General features: G+C 72.7%; 12 protein-coding genes. 8 read left to right on the plus strand and 4 right to left on the minus strand.

Annotated elements, in window-relative coordinates; genetic code table 11:
* Nucleotides 1–124: 124 nt before the first annotated feature.
* The 3 genes from acnA to ABZ215_RS39785 all read right to left on the minus strand — a co-directional run bounded on the left by acnA (nucleotide 125) and on the right by ABZ215_RS39785 (nucleotide 4,948).
* Nucleotides 125–2,938, minus strand: coding sequence for an aconitate hydratase AcnA (gene acnA / locus ABZ215_RS39775; protein ID WP_237335793.1), 2,814 nt, complete (start codon nucleotides 2,936–2,938; stop codon nucleotides 125–127).
* 184 nt (nucleotides 2,939–3,122) lie between these two features.
* Complete coding sequence (locus ABZ215_RS39780) at nucleotides 3,123–4,511, minus strand: flagellar basal body protein FliL (protein ID WP_354955832.1); 1,389 nt, start codon at nucleotides 4,509–4,511, stop codon at nucleotides 3,123–3,125.
* Nucleotides 4,508–4,948 carry a hypothetical protein gene (locus ABZ215_RS39785; protein ID WP_027935933.1) on the minus strand — a complete coding sequence of 147 codons (441 nt, stop codon included), beginning with the start codon at nucleotides 4,946–4,948 and terminating at the stop codon, nucleotides 4,508–4,510. Before ABZ215_RS39785 ends, ABZ215_RS39780 begins: the two co-directional genes overlap by 4 nt.
* Nucleotides 4,949–5,097: 149 nt before the next feature.
* Here ABZ215_RS39785 and ABZ215_RS39790 point away from each other — a divergent pair, with 149 nt between their 5' ends.
* The 7 genes from ABZ215_RS39790 to ABZ215_RS39820 all read left to right on the plus strand — a co-directional run bounded on the left by ABZ215_RS39790 (nucleotide 5,098) and on the right by ABZ215_RS39820 (nucleotide 13,550).
* Entirely contained in the window at nucleotides 5,098–6,450 is a 1,353-nt protein-coding gene (locus ABZ215_RS39790; protein WP_237335796.1) for an NlpC/P60 family protein, read from the plus strand.
* 101 nt (nucleotides 6,451–6,551) lie between these two features.
* Nucleotides 6,552–7,097, plus strand: coding sequence for a molybdenum cofactor guanylyltransferase (locus tag ABZ215_RS39795; protein WP_354955834.1), 546 nt, complete (start codon nucleotides 6,552–6,554; stop codon nucleotides 7,095–7,097).
* Nucleotides 7,098–7,217: 120 nt separating this feature from the next.
* Complete coding sequence (locus tag ABZ215_RS39800) at nucleotides 7,218–8,288, plus strand: MoxR family ATPase (RefSeq protein WP_354955836.1); 1,071 nt, start codon at nucleotides 7,218–7,220, stop codon at nucleotides 8,286–8,288.
* Nucleotides 8,288–9,241, plus strand: a complete 954-nt coding sequence (locus ABZ215_RS39805) for a DUF58 domain-containing protein (protein ID WP_020418449.1) — start codon at nucleotides 8,288–8,290, stop codon at nucleotides 9,239–9,241. Before ABZ215_RS39800 ends, ABZ215_RS39805 begins: the two co-directional genes overlap by 1 nt.
* A complete protein-coding gene (locus tag ABZ215_RS39810; protein WP_354955838.1) occupies nucleotides 9,238–10,218 on the plus strand; it encodes a VWA domain-containing protein in 981 nt (326 codons plus the stop codon). The genes ABZ215_RS39805 and ABZ215_RS39810 overlap by 4 nt, the downstream gene beginning before the upstream one ends.
* A 118-nt stretch (nucleotides 10,219–10,336) precedes the next feature.
* Nucleotides 10,337–13,087 carry a transcriptional regulator gene (locus ABZ215_RS39815; protein ID WP_354955840.1) on the plus strand — a complete coding sequence of 917 codons (2,751 nt, stop codon included), beginning with the start codon at nucleotides 10,337–10,339 and terminating at the stop codon, nucleotides 13,085–13,087.
* Between the two features lie 61 nt (nucleotides 13,088–13,148).
* Nucleotides 13,149–13,550: a DUF2267 domain-containing protein gene (locus ABZ215_RS39820; protein ID WP_020418446.1), complete on the plus strand. Its 402-nt coding sequence runs from the start codon at nucleotides 13,149–13,151 to the stop codon at nucleotides 13,548–13,550.
* On the opposite strand, the gene ABZ215_RS39825 is transcribed toward ABZ215_RS39820, so the two are convergent.
* The gene (locus ABZ215_RS39825; RefSeq protein WP_020418445.1) at nucleotides 13,547–14,011 is read right to left on the minus strand and encodes a tRNA (cytidine(34)-2'-O)-methyltransferase; all 465 of its coding nucleotides are present in this window, start codon (nucleotides 14,009–14,011) and stop codon (nucleotides 13,547–13,549) included. The two genes, ABZ215_RS39820 and ABZ215_RS39825, sit on opposite strands and share 4 nt — an antisense overlap.
* A gap of 107 nt (nucleotides 14,012–14,118) precedes the next feature.
* Here ABZ215_RS39825 and ABZ215_RS39830 point away from each other — a divergent pair, with 107 nt between their 5' ends.
* Complete coding sequence (locus ABZ215_RS39830; RefSeq protein WP_354709221.1) at nucleotides 14,119–15,714, plus strand: alkaline phosphatase D family protein; 1,596 nt, start codon at nucleotides 14,119–14,121, stop codon at nucleotides 15,712–15,714.
* Nucleotides 15,715–15,801: the final 87 nt, after the last annotated feature.

A 15,801-nucleotide genomic window follows, 5' to 3' on the forward strand; every position in this document is an offset into this window, starting at 1 on the left:
CCGGTTGTTGGCGGGGGGGTGGGGGGGGGCGGGGGCGGCAAACCAAACACGCCCCCGGCTGCCCCCCCAAACCAACCCCCCCCCCCGGGCGCGGGGCCCCCGGGCGCTTCTCCAACGGAAACCGTCAGGCGCGGGTCATCTTGCGCAGCACGTACTGCAGGATGCCGCCGTTGCGGTAGTAGTCCGCCTCACCCGGGGTGTCGATCCGCACCACGGCGTCGAACTCCACCTTGGTGCCGTCCTCCTTCGTGGCGGTCACCTTGATCGTCCGCGGCGTCTCGCCCTCGTTGAGCTTCGTGATGCCCTCGAAGTCGAACGTCTCGGTGCCGTCCAGGCCCAGCGACGAGGCCGACTCGCCCTCCGGGAACTGCAGCGGGATGACACCCATGCCGATCAGGTTGGACCGGTGGATCCGCTCGAACGACTCGGCGATCACGGCACGCACGCCGAGCAGCCGGGTGCCCTTGGCGGCCCAGTCACGCGACGAACCCGAGCCGTACTCCTTGCCGCCCAGCACGACCAGCGGGATGCCGGCCTTGGCGTAGTTCTGCGCGGCGTCGTAGATGAACGCCTGCGGCGCGCCCTCCTGCGTGAAGTCGCGGGTGTAGCCGCCCTGCACGTCGTCCAGCAGCTGGTTGCGCAGCCGGATGTTGGCGAAGGTGCCGCGGATCATCACCTCGTGGTTCCCGCGCCGGGAGCCGTAGGAGTTGAAGTCCTTGCGGTCCACGCCGTGCTCGGCCAGGTACCGGCCGGCGGGCGAGTCCGCCTTGATGGCGCCGGCGGGGGAGATGTGGTCGGTGGTCACCGAGTCGCCCAGCTTCGCCAGCACGCGGGCGCCCTTGATGTCCGTGACCGGCTCCGGGTCGGCCTGCATGCCCTCGAAGTACGGGGGCTTGCGCACGTAGGTCGACTCCGGGTCCCACTGGAAGGTCTTGCCCTCCGGGGTGGGCAGCGACTTCCAGCGCTCACCGCCGTCGAACACGTCGGCGTAGTCCTTGGAGAACATCTCCTGCGTGATCGCCGAGTCGATGGTCTCCTGGATCTCCTGCGGCGACGGCCAGATGTCGCGCAGGAACACGTCGTTGCCGTCCGAGTCCTGCCCGAGCGGCTGCTCCTCGAAGTCGAAGTCCATCGTGCCGGCCAGCGCGTAGGCGATGACCAGCGGCGGGGACGCCAGGTAGTTCATCTTCACGTCCGGGTTGATCCGGCCCTCGAAGTTCCGGTTGCCGGACAGCACCGACACCACGGTCAGGTCGTTCTCCTGCACCGCGGCCGAGATCTCCTCGGGCAGCGGGCCGGAGTTGCCGATGCACGTGGTGCAGCCGTAGCCGACCAGGTGGTAGCCCAGCTTCTCCAGGTACGGCCACAGGCCGGCCTTCTCGTAGTAGTCGGTGACGACCTGCGAACCCGGCGCCATCGACGTCTTGACCCACGGCTTGACCGACAGGCCCTTCTCCACCGCGTTGCGGGCCAGCAGGGCGGCGCCCAGCATGACCGACGGGTTGGAGGTGTTGGTGCAGGAGGTGATCGAGGCGATCACCACGGCGCCGTGGTCGAGCACGAACTCGCCGCGCTCCTCGGAGCGCACCGTGACCGGCTTCGACGGGCGGCCCGACGCGCCGTTCGCGGCCGACTGCAGCGCGGGCTCCGCGTCCTCGTCCGCGAAGGACAGGCTCGGCGCGTCACTGGCCGGGAAGGACTCCTCGACCTTCTCGTCGACCTTGGTGTGCGGCGTCGGGTGCTGCTCCTCGACGTAGTCGTGCACCGACTTGCGGAACGCGGACTTCGCGTCGGTCAGCTCGATGCGGTCCTGCGGGCGCTTCGGGCCCGCGATCGACGGCACCACCGTCGACAGGTCCAGCTCCAGGTACTCGGAGTAGGACGCCTCGCGGCTCGGGTCGTGCCACAGGCCCTGCTCCTTGGCGTAGGCCTCGACCAGCGCGACCTGCTCGGCCGAGCGGCCGGTCAGCTTGAGGTAGCGGATCGTCTCGTCGTCGATCGGGAAGATCGCCGCGGTCGAGCCGAACTCCGGGCTCATGTTGCCGATGGTGGCGCGGTTGGCCAGCGGCACCTGGGCGACGGACTCGCCGTAGAACTCGACGAACTTGCCGACCACGCCGTGGCGGCGCAGCATCTCGGTGATCGTCAGCACCACGTCGGTCGCGGTCACGCCGGCCGGGATCTCGCCGGTCAGCTTGAAGCCGACGACGCGCGGGATCAGCATCGACACCGGCTGGCCGAGCATCGCGGCCTCGGCCTCGATGCCGCCGACGCCCCAGCCCAGCACGCCGAGGCCGTTGACCATCGTGGTGTGCGAGTCGGTGCCCACGCACGAGTCGGGGTAGGCCTGGCCGTTGCGCGCCATGACCGTGCGGGCCAGGTGCTCGATGTTGACCTGGTGCACGATGCCGGTGCCCGGCGGGACGACCTTGAACTCGTCGAACGCGCCCTGACCCCAGCGCAGGAACTGGTACCGCTCGCGGTTGCGCTCGTACTCGATCTCGACGTTGCGCTCGAAGGCGTCGGCGCGGCCGAACACGTCGATGATCACCGAGTGGTCGATGACCAGCTCGGCCGGGGCGAGCGGGTTCACCTTGTCCGGGTCGCCGCCGAGGTCGGTGACGGCCTCGCGCATGGTGGCCAGGTCGACCACGCAGGGAACACCGGTGAAGTCCTGCATGATCACGCGGGCCGGGGTGAACTGGATCTCGATCGACGGATCGGCGGTCGGGTCCCAGTTGCCCAGCGCGCGGATGTGGTCGGCGGTGATGTTCGCGCCGTCCTCGGTGCGCAGGAGGTTTTCGAGCAGGATCTTCAGGCTGTAGGGCAGCTTCTCGGACCCGGACACCTTGTCCAGGCGGAACACCTCGTACGAGGCGTCACCCACCTTCAAGGTGTCGCGGGCGCCGAAGCTGTCCTTGCTGGCTGGTGCGGTCACGTCTAACTCCCTGGGCAGGGTCGTCGCCGTCAGTTCGGTTCGGGTCTGTCTGTCGCGAGTCTGGCGCACGCGGCTCGCGTCCGCAGACGCGGGGACGGCGCAGGCTCCCACACGGCAAACAGTACGCTTGTCCTTTTTTGACTTCAACGCGACCCGCCCAGGCAGCGGTGTGATCTGCTTCGCGCTACTCCGCCAGGCGCAGCAGCGCGGTGATGTCCTCCGGCTGCAGGCTGCGCAGCACGGTCAGGCCCAGCTCGTTGAACGTGCGCAGCGGGCTGACGTAGTGCTGCCCGGCCACCTCGGTGGTGATCACGCCGAGGCCCTGGCCGAGGATGCCGCTCGACAGGTGCTGCAGGACCTGGGTGACCTCCTCGGGCACCGACGAGCCGACCTCGTCCTCGAGGGTGTCCGCCAGGTAGTCGGCGCACAGCTCCTCGGTGCGGCCCTCACCGGTCGCCTCGTAGCAGTCGCCCTTCTTCGTCACGGTGTAGGTCTCGCCGTCCGGGCCCTGGATCTGCACGTGGGTGACGGTGGCGCGGGTGCCGCCGGGCACCTCGGAGGTCTCGGTCCGCAGGTCGAGCAGCTTCGCGCCACTGGGCTCGGCGTCCTCGGCCGCGGCGGCGACGAGCGCGGGGCCGGCGTCGTGCAGCACTGCCATCTCGTCCGGCGGCAGCAGCTCGATGACGCGCGTGACGTCGGCGTCGAGCGCGGCCTGCACGAGCTGCTTGACCGCCTCGTTCGGGCTGGTCGCGCCGCGCGCCGGGATCGAGGTGGACGGCCACTGCTCGTTCGCGTCCCGCAGCGCGTAGTCGGCCATCGTGTAGAGCAGGCTCGGGTACCACTCGCCGTCGACCTTGACCGTGGCGATGCGGATCGGCTCGCCGGAGTCGGCGACCTCGTCGGCGATGTCGATCGTCTCGGTCTGCGGGCCCTCACCCGCCGGCATCTGCTCCATCAGCTTGTCCGACAGCGGCAGCTTGGACGGGTCGGCGGTGACGGTGATCGTGCCGCCGCTGAGCTTGGTGATCGTCAGGTGGTCGTTGACCTGCTCCGCGCCCGCCTCGTCGAACGTCAGGTTCTCGGCCTTGACCTGCATCCCGGTCAGCGCCTCGGGGTTCGCGTCCGGCTTGAGGATGCCCAGGCGCTTGAGCTCGTCGGTGGTCTGCCCGATCGGTTCGGTGAGCAGCTTCGCCTCGGCGGGCGCGAGCGCGCCGACCATGCCGACCACGTCGCTGCCGCTCAGCGCGGTCGCCAGGTTCCGCGCCGCCTCGGTCGGAGTGGCCGCGCCGGAGGCGATCGAATTCCGCTGCGACAGCGCGAACCACGTGCCGCCACCGCCGAGCAGCACGACGAGCGCGACGACGAGCCCGATGATCAGGCCGCGGCGGCCCCGCTTCGGCGGCTGCTGGGGCGGCAGCTGCTGGAAGGGCTGCGTGTACGGCTGCTGCGGATACTGCTGCTGCGGGTACCCCTGGCCGTACGGCTGCCCGGGGTACTGCTGCTGCGGGTACTGCTGCCCGGGGTAGTGGTTCTGCTGGTACGGCCACTGACCGTCCTGGGGAGGCGTGCTCACCGTGTTCTACCTGCTCTCGCCGTGATGAAGGTGCCGACCGCGCCGGCCAGCGCGAGGGCGGAACCGCAGAGCGTGGTCACCGGCCCGGCCAGGGCGACGGAGACCACCCCCGTGGTTCCGCCCGCTTGGACAGTGGCGATCAGCGCGACGGTTCCCCCGGTAATCGCCAGCAGGGCCGTCAACGTTGCGCCGGTGCGCGCCAGACCGCAGACCAGCAGCACCAGGCACGCCGCCGCCAGCGCCGGGACGGCCACCCACGCCCGCAGCGCCGTGCCGGCGAGCGGGTCGTCGAGCAGCGCCAGCCGGTCGGCCAGGCCGGCCGCCGCGTAGCTGCTCCGGCTGACCGACCCCGACCGGAACCAGGGCAGGAAGGTGCCCGCCACCACCAGGGCCAGGCCCAGCGTGGCGACGGCGGGGCCGACTCGCGATCTCTGCACGCTCCTCCGACGCGCCGGAACGCCCGGAGGATCCCCGGTTGGGGTGAAAGTTGCAGCTGTGCCGCGTGTGACACCTGGTCTGCGAGTGACTCGGGTGGCACAGTTCGCGATGCAGTGGGGAAGTCTGTCCGCGGGAGGGAGTCGAGGGCGTGGGTGACCAGGGCCGGAGAGCGCGCCGCTGGCTGGGGGCCGGGGCGCTGGCGCTCGTGGTGGTGTCCATCGCGACCGGGCCGGCCGCCGCGGTGCCGCCACCGCCGCCGAACCCGAGCGACTCCGAGATCAGCGCGAGCCGGCGCGACGCCGACGCCAAGGCAGGCGAGGTCGGGCAGCTGACCAACCAGCTCGCCGAGGCCGAGTCGCGGCTCGACGAGCTGCAGAGCACGGTCGAGCTGCGCATGGAAGAGGCCAACAAGGCGCTGGTCGACCTGCAGGCCGCGCAGGACGCGGCCGACCAGGCGCAACGCGACGCGGACGCGGCCAAGCGCGAGGCCGACGCCGCGCAGGCCCAGATCGACGCGGCCCGGGCGAACCTCGACGCGTTCATCTCCAGCAGCTACCAGCAGGGCAGCACCATGGGGTCGATCTCGGCCTACCTGGGCGCGAGCAGCCCGAAGGACCTGCTGGCCCGCGCCCAGCTGCTGGAAGCCGTCAGCGGCAGCCAGCTCAACGCGCTGGAGATGATGCAGCAGGCGCAGACGGACAAGTCCAACAAGGACGCCGCCGCGCGCCAGGCGCTGCAGCTCGCCCAGCAGGCGCAGGACCAGGCCGCGCGGGCGAAGATCACCGCCGATTCCGCGCAGGCCGTGGCCGTGCAGGCCCAGCAGAACCAGGCGGCGCAGAACGCGCAGCTGGTGGCGCAGAAGACCACGGTCGAGCAGCAGCTGTTCGAGGCGCAGCAGCGGGTCAGCGGGCTGCAGGGCCAGCGGCAGCGCTACGAGGACTGGCTCGCGCAGAAGCAGCGCGAGGACGAGGAGCAGGCGCGGCAGGCGGCGCTGGCCGCGGCGCAGGCGTCCAACTCGCAGCCCAGCGGCGGCGGGAACGCCGGCAGGCCGTCGCCGCCGCCGGTCGCGTCGGGTTCGGCGTCCGCGACGATCGAGCGGGTCGTCGCGCGGGCGATGTCGCAGCTCGGCGTGCCGTACGCGTGGGGCGGCGGCAACGCCTACGGCCCCACGCGCGGCATCCGCGACGGCGGCGTGGCCGACGCCTACGGCGACTACCGCAAGGTCGGGTTCGACTGCTCCGGGCTGATGATCTACGCCTTCGCGGGGGTGAAGGCGCTGCCGCACTACAGCGGCTACCAGTACACCTCCGGGCGGCGGGTGCCGCTGGCGCAGATGCGGCGCGGGGACATGCTGTTCTGGGGCCGCAGCGGCATCCACCACGTGGCGCTGTACCTCGGCAACGGGATGATGATCGAGGCCCCGCAGTCCGGGCTGACCGTGCGGGTGACTCGGGTGCGCTACGGAGACATCATGCCGTTCGCGACGCGCCTGGTCGGCTAGCGGCGCGTCGAAGTCCGCCGGCGGCGCGCCGGCCGCCAGCCGGAACCCTCTGTGAGACACACCCCGGCGACGGCGGCACCGGCGGGGCTAGCCTGGGCGGCGTGACCGACCTGGCCGCCGTCGTGCTCGCGGGAGGCTCCGCTCGCCGGATGTCCGGTGTGGACAAACCCATGCTGCCGGTCGGCGGGCGGCCCCTGCTGCGCCGCGCGCTGGACGCGGTCGCCGGCGCCGATCCGGTCGTCGTGGTGGGGCCGGCGCGGGACGGGATCACCGGCGTGCGCTGGGCGCGGGAGGACCCGCCGGGCGGCGGGCCGGTCGCCGCCGTCGCCGCGGGGCTCCGGCACGTCTCGGCGAGCCGCGTCGTCTTGCTCGCCGGGGACCTGGCCGGCGTCACACCGTCCACAGTGGAGCGGCTCACCGCCGCGCTCGGCGACGCCGACGGCGCCCTGCTCACCGACGACACCGGCCGCCGCCAGTGGCTCATCGGCGTGTGGCGCACCGCGAGCCTGCGCGCCGCCCTGCCCGCCGAACCGCACGGGGCTGCCCTGCGCCGCGTGCTCGGCCACCTGGAGATCGTGGAGGTTCCTGCCGCGCCGGGGGAGTGCGCCGACGTCGACACGCCGCGGGACCTCGACCGCCTGGCCTGACGCCGTCCGGCAGTTCACAGTCGTCACACCGCTGAGCGAGTTGACTACCGTGGCGACCTCCCGCGCCCGGTCGGCTAGTACGGTCGCAGCGCAGAGGTGAACGTGAGCGAGGAGGGAACCGTGACCGAGCCCCGCTACCCGGAGGGCGCGAACGGGCAACAGCAGTCCGCGACCCCCGCGCGGGACGCGCAGCTGCTCGAGCGCACCGTGTTCGAGGTCAAGCGGGTGATCGTCGGGCAGGACCGGCTCGTCGAGCGGCTCCTGGTGGGCCTGCTGGCCAAGGGGCACCTGCTCCTGGAGGGCGTGCCCGGCGTGGCGAAGACCCTCGCGGTGGAGACCCTCGCCCGCGTCGTCGGCGGCTCGTTCTCGCGCGTCCAGTTCACGCCCGACCTGGTGCCCGCCGACATCCTCGGCACCCGCATCTACCGTCAGGGCAGCGAGAAGTTCGACGTCGAGCTCGGCCCGGTCGTCGCGAACTTCGTCCTCGCCGACGAGATCAACCGCGCGCCCGCCAAGGTGCAGTCCGCGATGCTCGAGGTGATGGCCGAACGGCACGTCTCCATCGGCGGCAAGACCTTCCCGATGCCCGACCCGTTCCTGGTGCTCGCGACCCAGAACCCGATCGAGAACGAGGGCGTCTACCCGCTGCCGGAGGCGCAGCGCGACCGGTTCCTGTTCAAGATCATCGTCGACTACCCCTCCGCGGAGGAGGAGCGCGAGATCATTTACCGGATGGGCGTCACGCCGCCGGAGCCGCACGAGGTCCTCAGCCCGGCCGAGCTGGTCCGGCTGCAGGACGTCGCCGCGAAGGTGTTCGTGCACCACTCGCTCGTCGACTACGTGGTGCGCCTGGTGCTGGCCACCCGCACCCCGGCCGAGCACGGCCTCGCCGACGTCGCGGGCTGGGTGTCCTACGGCGCCTCGCCGCGCGCCAGCCTCGGCATCATCGCCGCCGCCCGCGCGCTCGCGCTCGTCCGCGGCCGCGACTACGTGCTGCCCCAGGACGTCGTCGACGTCGTGCCGGACGTGCTGCGCCACCGGCTCGTGCTGTCCTACGACGCGCTCGCCGACGCCGTGCCGCTGGACCACATCATCACCCGCGTGCTGCAGACCGTGCCGCTGCCGCAGGTCTCCGCCCGGCCGCAGGGCGGTCCGGCCCAGCCGCTGCCGAACGGGACCCCGGGGCGGTAGTGGCCAGGGGAAACACCGGCGACGGCAGCGCCCGGCCCGCGTGGGCGCCGCCCGTGCTCCGCGGTGAACGGCTCGACGCCGGCCTGCGCATGCTCGAACTCGAGGTGCGCCGCCGGCTCGACGGCCTGCTGCAGGGCAACCACCTCGGTCTCGTGCCCGGCCCCGGCTCCGAGCCGGGCGAGGCGCGGCCCTACCAGCCGGGCGACGACGTGCGCCGCATGGACTGGGCCGTCACCGCCCGCACCACCGAGCCGCACATCCGCGAGACGGTCGCCGACCGCGAGCTGGAGACGTGGGTGGCCGCCGACCTGTCCGCGAGCCTGGACTTCGGCACCGCCCTGTCCGAGAAGCGCGACCTGGTGGTGTGCGCGGTCGCCGCGATCGCCCACCTGACCGGCGGCGGTGGCAACCGGCTCGGCGCGGTGTTCTCCAACGGCGATCAGACCGAACGCGTCCCGGCGCGCGGCGGCCGCGCGCACGCCCGCAACCTGCTGCGCAAGATCGCCGAGATGCCGCGCGCGGCCGAGGGCACCCGGGGCGACCTCGCCGCCATGGTCGAGCAGCTGCGCCGGCCGCCGCGCCGGCGCGGTCTCGTCGTCGTGGTGTCCGACTTCCTCGGCGGCACCGGGTGGCAGCGCCCGCTGCGCGCGCTGTCCGCGCGGCACGACCTCATCGGCATCGAGGTGATCGACCCCCGCGACGTCGACCTGCCGGAGGTGGGCACGATCGTGCTGGCCGACCCGGAGACCGGCAAACAACGCGAGGTGCGGGCCTCGGCGTTGCTGCGGCGCGAGTTCGCCGCGGCCGCGCAGGCGCACCGCGACCAGGTGGCGCGGGCGCTGCGGCAAGCCGGCGCGGCGCACCTGGTGCTGCGCACGGACTCCGACTGGATCGCCGACACCGTGCGGTTCGTGGTGGCACGCAAGCGGCGGTGGAGCGGGGGCGTCGCGTGAGCCTCTCCGGATTCAGCGCGCCCTGGTGGTTCCTGCTGCTGTTCGTGGTCGCCGCGGTCGCGGTCGGCTACGTGCTGGCGCAGCGCGCCCGGCGCCGCCGCACGATGCGGTTCACCAATCTCGAACTGCTCGACCGCATCGCGCCCCGCTCGCAGGGCTGGCCGCGGCACCTGCCGGCCGCGCTGATCATCGTCTCGCTGCTGCTGCTGACCGTCGGGCTGGCCGGGCCGACTGCCGAGCAGAAGGTGCCGCGCAACCGCGCCACGGTGATGTTGGTGGTGGACGTGTCGCTGTCCATGGAGGCCACCGACGTCAGGCCGTCCCGCATCAAGGCGGCCCAGGACGCGGCGACCCAGTTCGCGCAGGGCCTCACGCCCGGCATCAACCTGGGCCTGGTGTCGTTCGCGGGCACCGCGACGGTCCTGGTGGCGCCGACGACGCAGCGGCAGAGCGTGGTCAGCGCGATCGACAACCTCAAGCTGGCCCAGTCGACCGCGACCGGCGAAGGCATCTACGCGGCGCTGCAGTCGATCCAGGGCTTCTCGGCGGTGGTCGGCGGCGCCGACGGGCCGCCGCCCGCGCGGATCGTGCTGATGAGCGACGGCAAGCAGACCGTGCCCGACGACCTGTACGCGCCGCGCGGCGCGTTCACCGCGGCGCAGGAGGCGCGCAAGCAGCAGGTCCCGATCTCCACCATCTCCTTCGGCACCAGCCACGGCACGGTCGAGATCGACGGCCGCGAGGTGCCGGTGGACGTCGACGACGGCTCGCTGCAGGAGGTCGCCCGCCTCTCCGACGGGCAGTTCTACCAAGCGGGCTCGGCCGAGCAGCTCAAGGAGGTCTACGCCGACCTCGGCGAGCAGATCGGCTACGAGATGAAGGAAGCCGACGCCAGCAGGCCGTGGGTCTTGCTCGGCACGCTGGCCCTCGTCGCCGCCGCGGGCACGTCGCTGTTCGTGGGGCAGCGCCTGCCGTAGGTGTGTTGTGCGGTGAGGTTGGTGCCGCGGCCGGCGGGCCAGCCGCAGCCGGACCGTCGGGACCTAGATCCGCCGAAACGCGGGCCGTCCGGCCGGCGCGCCGATACAGTGCTCGATCATGACCGCACTGCACGAGGCGTCCGCCGGGGCACCGGGCGACACGGCGGGCGCCGTCCCGGATGCGCTGGTCTCGGAACTCCGCGATCGCCTGCCGGACCTCGTCGACGTAGCCCTGGATGACCCCTCGGTCGCCACCGAGTTCGGCCGTCGCGTGGCCGAGGCCGACCGGGCGGGCGTGCGGGCGCACGTGCGCTCGGCGGTGCTGCGCGGCAGCCAGGGCATCCTGCGGTACACCAACCCGGAGATCGCGGGGCTGCGGCTGGCCCGGCAGGCGCTGGCCGACCACGAGCAACGCGACGCCACCCCGGCCGTGCGAACGCCGTCGGCCCGGGACCGGAAGGGCCACGCGCTCACCGGCGCCGCGATGTGGCCGGGCCTGGTGTTCCCGCTCGCGGCCTGGCAGCTCGGCCAGACGTCGCTGAGCGGCGGCGCGCGGTTCTGGATCTTCCTGGCCGGGGCGGTGGTGGGCGGGTTCTCGCTGCGGTGGGCCCACCGGCTGATCGCCAGGGCAGGCACGAGGTTCACCGGCAAGCCCGCCCGGGCCGGCGCCGGCTTCCCGGTGACGACCGCGATCGCGACGACCTTCCTGCTGGTGTTGTGGCGGCTGTGGCCGTCGTCGAAGGCGGCGATGGGGCCGTTCTGGGCCACCGTGGTGTGGGTGCTGGCCGGGCTGGCCGCCGGGTTCGTGCTCCTGACGGCGTGCCTGGCGACCTTCAGCCCGGAGAAGGACGAGGAGCCGGGACGCCGCATCCCGCCGCCGGTGGTCGCGCGGACCACGCTCACCGCCGCGGTGGCCGCGGTGGCGGCTTACCTCCTGTTGTCGCACGTGATTCCGTTGCCGTGGCCGGACTGGCAGGTGTGGTTGCTCGCCGACGGCGTCACCCTGCTGGTCCTCGTGCTGGGCGGCCCGCTGTCGCTGAGCCCCGGGCTGGTGCCCGCCCGGCTGTCGCAGGACCCGGACCGGCGCGGCAGTGCGAAGTGGACCGCCACGCGGGACGCGTTGCGGGTGCGCGTCGGCGAGGCCGAGCGGGACTGGCTGTCCGCGGCGATGCGCGCGGTGCTCCCGGCGGTCACTCGGCACCTGAACGAGGCAGTGAACCCGTCGTTCAGCACGGTGCTGCCGGAGCTCAACCGCGCCGGGCTCGGGCTGATGCGCGCGGGCGACCGCATCGTCGACACCGCCGCGTTCACCCGGCTGCGCCGGCTCACCAGCGGGATCAGCGGCGGGGCCATCGGTGTGGCCGGGCCGCGCGGCGCGGGCAAGTCGACCCTGCTGGAGGCCTACCAGGCGGGCCGGTTCCTCGAGGCGGGCCGTCAGCACATCGTGGTCCTGGAAAGCGTCCCGGTGCGCTACGACGCCCGCGAGTTCGTCCTCCACCTCTTCGCGCGCACCTGCGCCGAGGTGCTCGGGTTCTGCGCCGCGCGGATCAAGGACCGGCCGCCGCGGTGGACCGAGCGGCTCGCGCTGCTGCGGCCCGCCGCGCCGTTGCTGGCCGCCGTCGTCCTGTGGGTCGTGGTCGGGTTCGTCGGCGCGGCCGCGGTCAACGGGCCGCGCCAGGACCTCGGCAGCTGGCTGTCGGCCATGTGGTGGCCGCTCGTCGTCGTGCTGGCCGGGGTGACCGTGCTGTACCTGGCGCGGCGGCGCCGGTTCACGCCGGCGCCCGCGCCCGCCCTCACCCGCAGGCCGCGGGACCTGCCCGGACTGCGGGACCTGGCCAGGGAAACCCTGGACGGCATCGAGTTCCAGCAGAAGCACACCTCGGGGTGGTCGGGCAAGGTCGGCCTGCTGTTCGGCGCGGAGACCGGGCTGAGCGACTCCCGCGAGCTGACCCGCCAGCCGCGCAGCTACCCGCAGATCGTGCACGAGTTCGGCGAGTTCCTCCGCACCACGATCGACTGCGTCTCCCGCCTGCCGGACATCGCCACGCCCTCGGTGGTGATCGTGCTCGACGAGCTGGACAAGATCCTCTCGCCGGAGGAGGCGCAGGACTTCGTCAACGAGGTCAAGGCCCTGTTCAACCTGGACGTGCCCGGGTTCCTGTTCCTGGTGTCGGTGTCGGAGGACGCGCTCGCGTCGTTCGAACGGCGCGGGCTGCCGGTGCGGGACGCGTTCGACAGCGCCTTCGACATGATCTTCCGGCTGGACCACCTGCGCCTGCCGGACGCCAGCGCCGTGCTCGGCGCCCGCGTGCTGGGCCTGCCCGAGCCGTTCGTCTGCCTCTGCCACTGCCTGGCCGGCGGGCTGCCGCGGGAGCTGATCCGCGTCGCGCGGCTGGTGACCGCGGAGCCCGGGGCGCTCGACGCGGTGTGCCGCCGGGTGGTCGACGAAGACCTGAAGGGCAAGCTCGCCGGGCTGCGCACGGTCGTCGCGCGCGAGGCGTACGACCACGCGCGGGCCAGCGAGCTGGTCCGGCACGTCGAGGCGCACGCCGTGCCGGACGCGCCGGTCCTGCTGAAGGCGGCGACGCGACCGCCCGTCTCGCCCGGCGACGACGAGGGCCTGCGCCGGGTCCAGCTCGAAACCCTCGGCTACCTCTACTACCTGGGCACGATCCGGGAGGTCTTCGGCGACGGCTTCGGCGAGGCCGAGCTGGCGCGCGGCCGGGACAGCGAAGGCGACGCCTCCTTCGACACGCTCACCTCGGTGCGCCAGCTGTTCGCGGTGAACGCCCGGCTGGCGTGGCTGACGGTCTCTGCGTTCCGCGAGGCGTGGGGGCTGGCGGCGGTGGCGCCCCCGGAGGCCGGGTGACGTGTCAGGCCCGCGGCGGCCGGGTATGCGCCTTGCGGAGACGAGTTCACCGGGAGGTGTGATGAAGGAACAGGAGATCGTCGCCGCCGTGCGCCGGACCGCCGGGCTGGAGGACGCCGGGCACGCCGCCGACGCCACCCGCGCGACCCTGACCGTGCTGGGGCAGCGGCTCGCCGGCGGTGAGCCCGGTGACCTGGCCGGACAGCTGCCCGCCGGCATCAAGGAGGCGCTGCCCGAGACCGGTGAGGGCGCGTCGTTCGGCGTCGAGGAGTTCTACCGGCGCGTCATGGACGCGGAAGGCCACGGCTGCACCCAGGACGGCGCCCGCGAGCACGCCCGCGCGGTCGTCGCGGCGCTGAAGGCGGGCGTGAGCGAGGGCGAGTTCGACGACCTGGCGCAGCAGCTGCCCGCCGACTACCGCGACGACCTGCTGTCCACGGCGCCGGTGAACGAGCACCGCTAGACGCCGCCGGGGAAACCCTGCTGCCGCCAGGCCTCGAACACCGCGATGGCGGCGGTGTTGGCCAGGTTGAGCGAGCGGACGCCCGGCTTCATCGGCACGCGCACGCGGTCGGTGACCTGCGGGGCGTCCTGCACCTCGGCGGGCAGCCCGGACGATTCGGGCCCGAACAGCAGCACGTCGCCCGGCTGGTACGCCACCTCGGTGTACCACCGGGTGGCGCCGGCGCTGAACGCGTACACGTTCGCCGGCAGCAGCGCCTTCCACGCGCTGTCCAGGTCCGGGTGCACGTGCACGTCGGCCAGGTCGTGGTAGTCCAGCCCGGCGCGGCGCAGGTGCTTGTCCTCGAACCGGAAGCCCAGCGGCTCGACGAGGTGCAGCTGGCAGCCCGAGTTGGCCGCGAGCCGGATCGCGTTGCCCGTGTTGGGCGGGATCTCCGGCTGGTAGAAGAGAATCCGGAACATTCGAGTTGATCGTTTCCGTTCACCTGTGGTTCGCCCGTCCGGACGCTGACGGCCATGTCCGGCCGTGAGCATCCTGGTGCTCCCATCCCACCACAGGAGGACCTCACATGGTCGTGCGCCCGAACCACCTGTCCCGCCGCCGGTTCCTCGGCTTCAGCGGGGCGGGAGCCGCGGCGGTGCTGCTCGGCACCGGCGCCTGGACGGCGGCGAATGCCTACGCCAGCCCCGTCAAGGGGACCAACCCGTTCACGCTCGGCGTCGCCTCCGGCGACCCGGCCCCCGACGGAGTCGTGCTGTGGACCCGGCTCGCCCCGGAACCGTTCGCCGCGGACGGCGCGGGCGGGATGCCCGCGGTCCCGGTCCGGGTCGAGTACGAGGTGGCCCACGACGAGCGGTTCCGCGCCGTGGTGCGGCGGGGCAGCGCGATCGCCACCCCCGAGCTGGGCCACTCGGTGCACCCGGAGATCTCCGGCCTGGCGCCCGACCACGAGTACTTCTACCGGTTCCGCGTCGGCGGCGAGATCTCGATGGTCGGCCGCACCCGCACCGCCCCGGCGCTGTGGTCGTCGCCGCGGGAGCTGAACTTCGCGTTCGCCTCCTGCCAGGCCTGGCAGGACGGCTACTACACCGCCTACGAGCACATGGCCGCCGAGGACCTGGACTTCGTCGTGCACCTCGGCGACTACCTGTACGAGTCCGGCGTGGGCACCAACAAGCGCGGCGTGACCGTCGAGGACAAGTTCAAGACCGAGACCTTCGACCTCGCCCGCTACCGCCTGCAGTACGCGCTCTACAAGGCGGAGGCGCCGCTGCAGGCCGCACACGCCCGCTTCCCCTGGATCCACACCATCGACGACCACGAGGTCGAGAACAACTGGGCCGGCGACATCTCGCAGGCCGACACCGAGCCCGACCAGGACCCGGCCGTGTTCCGGCAGCGCCGTGCCCAGGCGTTCCAGGCCAACTACGAGAACCTGCCCTACCGGCACACGCAGATGCCGTCCGGGCCGAACGTGCGGCTGCACCGCCGCCTGTCCTACGGGCAGCTGGCCGAGATCACCATGCTGGACACCCGCCAGTACCGCGACGACCAGCCCTGCGGCGACGGCAACTCGGCCACCTGCACCGAGCGGCTCGACCCGGAGCGCACCCTGCTCGGCCCGCAGCAGCGGGAGTGGCTCATCGACGGGTTCTCCCGGTCGAAGGCGCGCTGGCAGGTGCTGGGCAACCAGGCGCCGATGGGCCAGACCGACCGCGACCCGGGCGCGCCGGTGGACGTGTGGCTGGACCCGTGGGACGGCTACGTCGCCGAGCGCAACAAGGTGCTGGCCGCGGCGCAGGACCGGGACGTGCGCAACCTGGTCGTGATCACCGGCGACCGGCACCAGAACTACGCCTGGGACCTCAAGCGCGACTACGCCGACCCGGGCTCGGCCACCGTCGGCAGCGAGTTCGTCGGCACCTCGATCACCAGCGGCGGCGACGGCGCGGACATGAACACCGACGGCACGAACTTTCTCGCGGCCAACCCGCACATGAAGTTCTTCAACGCCCAGCGCGGCTACGTGCGGGTGAACGTCAACCGGCAGCGGTGGCGCAGCGACTTCCGGGTCGTGCCGTACGTGACGAAGCCGGGCGCGCCGATCAGCACGCGCGCCAGCTACGTCGTGGAGGACCGGCGGCCGGGCGTTCAGGAGGCCTGAGCGGGCCGCCGGGCCAGGACGAACGCCTGCGGGCCGAGCGCCTGGCCCGCCGCGCTCGCTGACAACGGCAAACACCAGCAAAAACAA

This window comes from Amycolatopsis sp. NPDC006131, assembly GCF_040614175.1.
Lineage (GTDB): Bacteria > Actinomycetota > Actinomycetes > Mycobacteriales > Pseudonocardiaceae > Amycolatopsis_E > Amycolatopsis_E tucumanensis.

What these genes read in the sequence shown, in the direction of transcription:
- ABZ215_RS39815 (WP_354955840.1), top strand. Translation starts at nt 10,337, where the DNA reads ATGACCGCACTGCACGAGGCGTCCGCCGGGGCACCGGGCGACACGGCG.
- ABZ215_RS39820 (WP_020418446.1), top strand. Translation starts at nt 13,149, where the DNA reads ATGAAGGAACAGGAGATCGTCGCCGCCGTGCGCCGGACCGCCGGGCTG.
- ABZ215_RS39825 (WP_020418445.1), bottom strand. Translation starts at nt 14,011, where the DNA reads ATGTTCCGGATTCTCTTCTACCAGCCGGAGATCCCGCCCAACACGGGC.
- ABZ215_RS39830 (WP_354709221.1), top strand. Translation starts at nt 14,119, where the DNA reads ATGGTCGTGCGCCCGAACCACCTGTCCCGCCGCCGGTTCCTCGGCTTC.